Here is a 7457-nt window from a genome sequence, read left to right on the forward strand (position 1 = left end):
CGCCGAGCGGCGCACGCTCGGCGGTGCGAACGTCCGCGCCGACGCCGACTCCGTCGCCTCGCCGCCGGCCGCGGCTTCGGCGTCACTCGCGGTCTCCGCGTCGGCCGCTGCCTCGGCTTCGGCTGCCGTCTCCTCTTCGACGGGTTCGCCCTCGACGTCGAACGTGACGAAGACGTCGCCGACGGGCACCACGTCGCCCTCGTCCCAGTGGAGCGTCCGAACCGTACCGTCCACCGGCGCGGGGACCTCCACCTGGGCCTTGTCAGTCTCGACTTCGGCGACCGGCTGGTCCTCCGTGACGGCGTCGCCCTCGTCGACGAGCCACCGCACCAGTTCGCCCTCTGCGACGCCCTCACCGACGTCGGGGAGTTTGAATTCGCGCGCCATCTTAGAACTCCACCGCCTCGCGGATGCCGGACTCGATGCGCTCCGGTTCCGGCAGGTAGTAGTCCTCGAGCGCGGCCAGCGGGAACGGCACGTCGAAGCCCGTGATGCGCTCGACCGGTGCCTCCTGATGGAGCAACGCGTTCTCCTGGATCGTCGCCGTGATCTCCGCGCCGACGCCCGCGGTCTTCGGCGCCTCGTGGACGATGGCGGCGCGACCGGTCTTCTTGAACGACTCCACGACCGCGTCCTCGTCGAGCGGGCTGAGCGTCCGGAGGTCGACGACTTCCACGTCGACGTCGCCCTCGAGGTTGTCCGCGGCGTCGAGCGTCGGCCGCGTCATCGCGCCCCACGTGAACACGGAGATGTCCGACCCTTCGCGGCGGACCGACGCTTCGCCCAGCGGCACCTCGTAGGGGTCGTCCGGCACCTCCTCGCGGAACGCGCGGTAGATCTTCTTCGGCTCCAGGAAGATGACCGGGTCCGGGTCGCGGATGGCCGCGATCAGCATGCCCTTCGCGTCGTAGGGCGTGCTCGGCATCGCGACCTTCAGGCCGGCTTCGTGGACGTAGAACGTCTCCTTGGACTCGGAGTGGTGTTCCGGCGCCCGGATGCCGCCGCCCATCGGCGCGCGCAGCACCATCGGCAGCGTGAACCGGCCGCGGCTCCGCGTCCGCAGCCGGGCCATGTGGCTCACGATCTGGTCGAAGCCCGGGTACATGAACCCCGAGAACTGGATCTCGGGCACCGGCTTCAGGCCGTAGGCGGCCATCCCGACCGCGGTGCCGATGATGCCGGACTCCGCCAGCGGCGTGTCGATGACGCGGTCCTCGCCGAACTCGTCGAAGAGCCCTTCCGTGGCGCGGAACACGCCGCCGTTCTTCCCGACGTCCTCGCCCATCACGAGCACGTCGTCGTCTTCGGCCATCTCCGCTTGGAGGCCGTCCCGTACCGCCTGCACTAGCGTCAAGTTCTCGCTCATGTTAGTCCTCCAGTAGCGCTTCGTCGCCGTGTTCCTCCCGAATGGACTCGAACCACTCGAGCTGTTCGTCCAGCCTGTCGGGCATGTCCGCGTAGACGTGCTGGAACATCTCTACCGGGTCCGGCCGCGGCGTCTCCTCGGCGGCCGCGATGGCGTCGGCGACATCGTCCTCGATGTCCGCTTCGATTTCTTCGACGTCGTCCTCGTCGATTCGGTCGGTCTGCAGCAGGAAGCTCTCGAGTCGCGGAACCGGGTCCTTCTGCTTCCACTCCTCGACCTCCTCCTCCTCGCGGTAGACCGAGGGGTCGTCGGCCGTCGTGTGCGCGCCGAACCGGTACTGGACCGCCTCGATGAGCGTCGGCCGGAGTTCGTCGTCGTCGGGGTCCTTGGCTTTCTCCAGCGCCTCCTTCGTCACCTTGTAGACGGCCAGCGGGTCCATGCCGTCGACCTGGACGCCCTCGAAGCCGTACGCCGTCGCCTTCTGTGCGAGCGTCTCCGACGCCGTCTGGCGTTCGCGGGGCACGCTGATCGCCCACTGGTTGTTGTTGCAGAAGAAGACGTTCGGCGTGTCGAAGACGCCGGCGAAGTTCAGACCCTCGTGGAAGTCGCCCTCGCTGGTCGCGCCGTCCCCGAAGTAACACAGGAACGCCTTGTCCTGTTCGTCCGCGAGTTTCGACGCCCACGCCATCCCGGTTGCGTGGGGAATCTGGGACGCGATGGGCACCGCGACCGTGAACAGGTTGACGTCCTCGGGCACGGCGTTGCCGTTCTCGTCACCCATCCAGTACCGCAGCGTCTGCTCCAGGGGCAGGCCCTGCACGAGCGCGGCGCCGTGCTCGCGGTAACTGGGAATCATCCAGTCGCCCTCGGCAAGCGCCATCGCCGAGCCGATCTGGGCGCCTTCCTGGCCTGACAGCGGCGGGTACGTGCCGATGCGGCCCTGTCGCTGGAGGCTCACCGCTCGCTCGTCGAAACGCCGAGCGAGTTTCATGTGCCGGTACATCTCGACGAGGTCGTCGTCGCTGAGGTCCGGTACCTCGGCACCGTCGACGAGCTCGCCGTCTTCGTCGAGCACCCGAACCATGTCGTCGGGTTCTCGGTGAATTGTCGCAGTCACGGGTACCCCCGTCCTGACATATGCGGAGAATCAGACTGTGCGACCATATGGTTTTCGTAACGGTTTTTCTGGAGGGACAACGCCTCGCCAGTTTCCGAAACTCCTGTTCACTACGGGCCGAAGTAATCACGCAAACGTCCGATTCCCCACAAGAAAGCTGGGCATAACGACACACCATCGTGTGGTTCCCGGTCACCAGTGGACGCTCGTCCACAAGAATTGCCGGGATCGCTCGTTCGATCACGGCCGCGCTCGGCCTAGCGTACCGGCTTAGGTTCCCGGGCCACTCCCGGACGCAGTTACTGGTCGGGCCGCTGACTGTTTCGCGTTCGCTCAGTCGGAGGCTGCCCTGCGGGCATCTTCCCGGCTCGCGGTTGACACCGCTCGCTCAGTCAGAGGCCGCTCTTCGAGCGTCCTCCCGCGCCTCTTCGACGTCTTTCCCCTCCCGAATCACCGCGTCGACGAACAACTCCCCGGCCTTGTACGACGACCGCACCATCGGCCCGGACGCGCAGTACAGGAAGTCGAACTCGTCCTCGGCGACGCGGCGCCACGTCTCGAACTTGTGGGGGTGGACGTACGCGTCAACGTCCAGGTGCGACCGCGACGGCTGGAGGTACTGACCGAGCGTCACGACGTCCACGCCGACCTCCCGGAGGTCGCCCAGCGTCTGGTAGACCTCGTGGTCGTACTCGCCGACGCCGAGCATGATGCTGGTCTTCGTGTAGATGTCGGACTCCCGGTCCACCTGGTCGAGGACGGACAGCGACTGCTCGTAGCCCGCGCGGCGGTCACGCACCGGGAACTGGCGGCGCTCCACCGTCTCGACGTTGTGCGCGATGACGTCCGGACCGGCGTCGATGATCTTCCGGACGAGGCGTTCCTCGCCCTGGAAGTCCGGTATCAGCACCTCCACGAGGATGCCGGGGTCGCGGTCCTTGATCTCGCGGATGGTCTGGGCGAAGTGACTCGCACCCTGGTCCTCGAGGTCGTCGCGGTCGACGGACGTCAACACGACGTAGTCCAGGCCGATTTTCGCGACGGAGTCGGCGACGTTCGCGGGCTCGTCGGGGTCCAGCGGCTCCATCCCGCCGGTCTTCACGTCGCAGAAGTTACAGCCCCGCGAGCACCGGTCGCCCATCAGCATGAACGTCGCGGTGCCCGGGCCGTTGCGGCCGCTCCAGCACTCCCCCATGTTCGGGCAGGACGCCTCCTCGCAGACGGTGTGGAGGTCGTGGTCCCGGAGCGTCTCCTTGATGTCCGTGAAGCGTTCCCCGGACGGCGGCCGCATCTTCAGCCAGTCCGGCTTCCGCCGACTACTCATATCCTGCCCTTGGCGGGCCAGCGCAAAAACCATGGGGTTACCGGTCGCGCACGGCGCTACGACCACCAGCGACCCTCGACAACGTATCCCATAGGTTAAAGAGGGGTGGGGCGGACATTCAACCCAACTCGATGTGGAAAAATGTTTGACGTGTCCCGGGAGGAGATAACGAGCGGCCGCCTCTCTCGCGCGCTCCTCTACGTCGCGGCCCCGCTCGTCGTCCAGCAGTACGTCATCGTCCTCCAGCAGGTCGTGGACGCGTTCTGGCTCGGCCGCGTCAGCGAAGAAGCCGTCGCCGCGGTCGGTCTCGTCGCGCCCGTTCTCGCGTTGCTCGCGCTCGGCGCGAACGTCGCACTCACGGGCAGTCAAGTGCTGGTCGCCCAGTACGCCGGCGCGGAGAACGACGGCGCTGCCCGCAGCGCCGCCTTCCACGCCGTCCTCGTCGGCCTCACGCTCAACCTCGCGGCTCTCGGGATCGCGTCCGTCTTCGCTGCGGACGTTCTCGCGCTGTTCGACCCCGGCGAGACCGTCGTCGAACTCGGCGCCATCTACCTCGTCGTCGTCCTCGCCGGCATGGTGTTCGGTGCGATGAGCGACGCCATCGAGGGTGCGTTCATCGGCTGGGGGGACTCCCGGGCGGCGCTCGTCATCAACGTCAGCGCCGTCGTCGTGAACATCGTCCTCGACCCGTTCCTGGTCGTCGGGTGGGGCATCGCAGGCTTCGACGGCTACGGCATCTTCGGGGCGGCGCTCGGCACAGCCTCCGGGTACGTCGTCGGGTTCGCGATGGCGGTGACGCTGTCCGTCACGGCGTTCACTGGATTCTCGTACACGCGCGAGGCGTTGACGCTGCGCCTGGACACGCTGCGGGAAGTGCTCGCAATCGGCATCCCGAAAGCCGGCCAGGAGGGCGGCCGACAGACCGCCCGCCTCCTGATGGTCGCCATCGTCTCCGGCGTCGGCGGGAGCGCCGGCCTCGCGGCCTACACCATCGGGATGCGCATCTCCACGCTCGCGTTCGTGCCCGCCATCGCCGTCGGGAGCGCAGTCGCGAGCGTCGTCGGCCAGAACCTCGGCGCGGACAACCCCGCGCGAGCGACCAGGGCGGTGTGGCTTGCGACGGGCGTCGCCACGGCCGGCGTGACCGCCATCGGCGCCGTCCAGTTCGCCATCCCCGAACTCATCGCGACCGTGTTCGCGCCCCAGCTCGCCGGCGACGGCCTGACGTACACCGTCGCGTACCTCCAGATTCTGGCCGTCGGGTACTGGGCGTTCGGCGTCATCTACCCCGTCCAGGGCGGATTCAACGGCGCCGGCAAAACGGACGTGTCGATGGTCACGACGATGCTCCAGTACTGGGTGGTCCGCCTCCCCGTCGCGGCGGTCGGCGCGTACGTCCTCACGCTCGCCGTCCCGGTGTACGCCGCGTTCTGGGCGATCACGCTGTCGAACGTCGTGGGCGCCGTCGGCGTCGCCGCGTACTTCTACTACTCGACGGACCGCGGGCTGCTCGAGCGCGCGGCGGCCGCCGCGGGGGCCGACGGCGACGCCGCCGAGGCCGAAGCCGCGGACTGAGCACTCACGACTCCCTCTGGTCGCCGCTCGCGTTGGCCGTGGGTCTCGCTCACTCCCGGTGGTCGTTCGCTCCGACCCACGCCACTAAGGAAACGCCTATCCGCCCGGGTTTCCTCCCCATCTCCTGATGGAGGTTGCCGAGGTTGTCCCCGAGTTCGCCGACGCGTTCCCCTTCGACGAATTCAACGAGATGCAGCGCGAGGCAGTGCCAGCGCTGCTGCACTCCGACGCGAACGTCGTCGCCTCGGCGCCGACCGGCAGTGGCAAGACCGCGCTCGCGGAGCTCGCCATCTGCCAGACGCTGGAAGCCGGCGGCACCGCGCTGTTCGTTGCGCCGCTGCGCGCGCTCACCAACGAGAAGGAAGACGAGTGGGAGCGCTTCGAGGACCTCGGGTACTCCGTGTACGTCGTCACGGGCGAACGCGACCTGAACCCGCGGCGCGCCGAGCGAGCGGACGTCCTCGTGATGACGCCCGAGAAGGCCGACTCCGCGACCCGGAAACACGACTCGCCGCGATACTCGTTCGTCACGGACGTCGACTGCGTGGTCATCGACGAAGTCCACCTGCTGGACTCCGAGAAGCGCGGGAGCGTGCTGGAGGTCGTCGTGTCGCGGCTGCGCCGGCTCTGCGACCCGCGCGTGGTCGCGTTGTCGGCGACGATGCCGAACATCGACGACGTCGCGGCGTGGCTCGACGCCGCCCCCGAGACCACTTTCGAGTTCGGCGACGAGTACCGGCCCGTGGACCTGCACGCGGACGTGCGCACGTACAAACACGGCGACAACCCGTTCGCGGACAAGTACCGGCGGCTGTTCACCGCGCTGGACCTCGCGGAACCCCACCTGCGGGAGGACGGTCAGGCGCTCGTGTTCGTGTCCTCCCGGCAGGACACCGTCCAGGCCGCCAAGAAGACTCGCGACGAGATCGGCGAACGCGACATCCCTGTCGGGTCGCGCGGCGACTACGAGTTCCACACCGCGGCCGAGGAACTGGACAACTCCACGCTCCGCAAGAGCGTGCTGGACGGCGTGGCGTTCCACCACGCCGGGCTGTCGACCCACGACAAGAACCTCGTCGAGCAGTGGTTCCGCGAGGGGAAGATTCGCGTGCTGTTCTCGACGTCGACGCTGGCGTGGGGCGTCAACCTGCCCGCTCGCTGTGTCGTCATCCGGGACACGAAACTCCACGACCCCCTGGAGGGCGAAGTCGACATGAGTCCCCTCGACGTCCTGCAGATGCTCGGGCGCGCGGGCCGGCCTGGCTACGACGACGTCGGCTACGGCTGGATTGTCTGCGACGACGCGGACGCCGACAAGTACCGAACGCTGCTCCGCGAGGGCAAGGAGATCGAGTCGCGGCTGGCGGGGAATCTCGCGGAGCACCTGAACGCGGAAATCGCGATGGGGACCATCCGCGGCCTCGGGGACGTGATGGACTGGCTGGAGACGACGTTCTACTACCAGCGCGCGCGGTCCGAGCCCGAAGCCTACGACTTCCGGAACCTCCGGGACCGCGTGCGCGACACCCTGGACTCGCTCGTCGAGGACGGGTTCGTGGAGACCGACGAGGACCTCAGGCTGTCGGCGACCCGCCTCGGCGTGCTCGCGTCGACGTACTACCTGCGCCTGGACACCGCCCGCGAGTTCCGCGACGTCGCGGCCGAGGACGGCGACGCCGACAGCGTCCTGCGGGCCGTCGCGAACGCCGGCGAGTTCGACTCCGTGAGCGCCCGGCAGGCCGAACGGGACGCCATCGATCAGGTGTTAGGTAGCGAGGGCAGCGACCTGGAGAGCGGCCCGCGGAAGGTGCTCGCGATTCTGCGCGGCGGCATGGACGGCTCCGTGCCGGGGGAACTCCGGTCGGACGCGTGGGTCATCCGCCAGAACGCGCTCCGCCTGCTGGCCGCCCTCGGCGCGTTCTTCGAGCGCTACGACGACCCTGCCGGCGCGAACACCGCGGCGCGCCTCGAAGCCCGCATCGACACCGGGGTCCCCGCAGACGCGGTCGGTCTCACCGCGCTCGACGGCGTCGCGGCCGGCCGCGCGCACAAACTCGCCGACGAAGGAATCGAGA

At 68.4% G+C, this 7457-nt stretch carries 6 protein-coding genes; 2 read left to right on the plus strand and 4 right to left on the minus strand.

Features of this window, described 5'->3' with window-relative positions:
- The 4 genes from GRX66_RS14460 to lipA form a co-directional block, all read right to left on the minus strand.
- On the minus strand, positions 1-387 hold a 387-nt coding region (locus GRX66_RS14460), incomplete at its 3' end, for a biotin/lipoyl-containing protein (RefSeq protein ID WP_325064132.1).
- Between the two features lies 1 nt (position 388).
- Complete coding sequence (locus GRX66_RS14465) at positions 389-1366, minus strand: alpha-ketoacid dehydrogenase subunit beta (protein ID WP_159527191.1); 978 nt, start codon at positions 1364-1366, stop codon at positions 389-391.
- 1 nt (position 1367) lies between these two features.
- Entirely contained in the window at positions 1368-2450 is a 1083-nt protein-coding gene (gene pdhA, locus GRX66_RS14470) for a pyruvate dehydrogenase (acetyl-transferring) E1 component subunit alpha (RefSeq protein WP_159527195.1), read from the minus strand.
- A gap of 421 nt (positions 2451-2871) precedes the next feature.
- Entirely contained in the window at positions 2872-3807 is a 936-nt protein-coding gene (gene lipA, locus GRX66_RS14475; RefSeq protein WP_159527192.1) for a lipoyl synthase, read from the minus strand.
- 141 nt (positions 3808-3948) lie between these two features.
- On the opposite strand from lipA, the gene GRX66_RS14480 reads away from it, so the two are divergent.
- A complete protein-coding gene (locus GRX66_RS14480; protein ID WP_159527193.1) occupies positions 3949-5382 on the plus strand; it encodes an MATE family efflux transporter in 1434 nt (477 codons plus the stop codon).
- Positions 5383-5509: 127 nt separating this feature from the next.
- A partial coding sequence (locus GRX66_RS14485) for a DEAD/DEAH box helicase (RefSeq protein WP_159527194.1) occupies positions 5510-7457 on the plus strand: 1948 nt, incomplete at its 3' end.

This window comes from Halobacterium bonnevillei, assembly GCF_009831555.1.
Taxonomy (GTDB): Archaea; Halobacteriota; Halobacteria; order Halobacteriales; family Halobacteriaceae; genus Halobacterium; species Halobacterium bonnevillei.

Excerpts from the sequence above, each read along its gene's own strand:
- GRX66_RS14465 (WP_159527191.1), bottom strand. The coding sequence starts at position 1,366 with ATGAGCGAGAACTTGACGCTAGTGCAGGCGGTACGGGACGGCCTCCAA.
- pdhA (WP_159527195.1), bottom strand. The coding sequence starts at position 2,450 with ATGGTTCGGGTGCTCGACGAAGACGGCGAGCTCGTCGACGGTGCCGAG.
- lipA (WP_159527192.1), bottom strand. The coding sequence starts at position 3,807 with ATGAGTAGTCGGCGGAAGCCGGACTGGCTGAAGATGCGGCCGCCGTCC.
- GRX66_RS14480 (WP_159527193.1), top strand. The coding sequence starts at position 3,949 with ATGTTTGACGTGTCCCGGGAGGAGATAACGAGCGGCCGCCTCTCTCGC.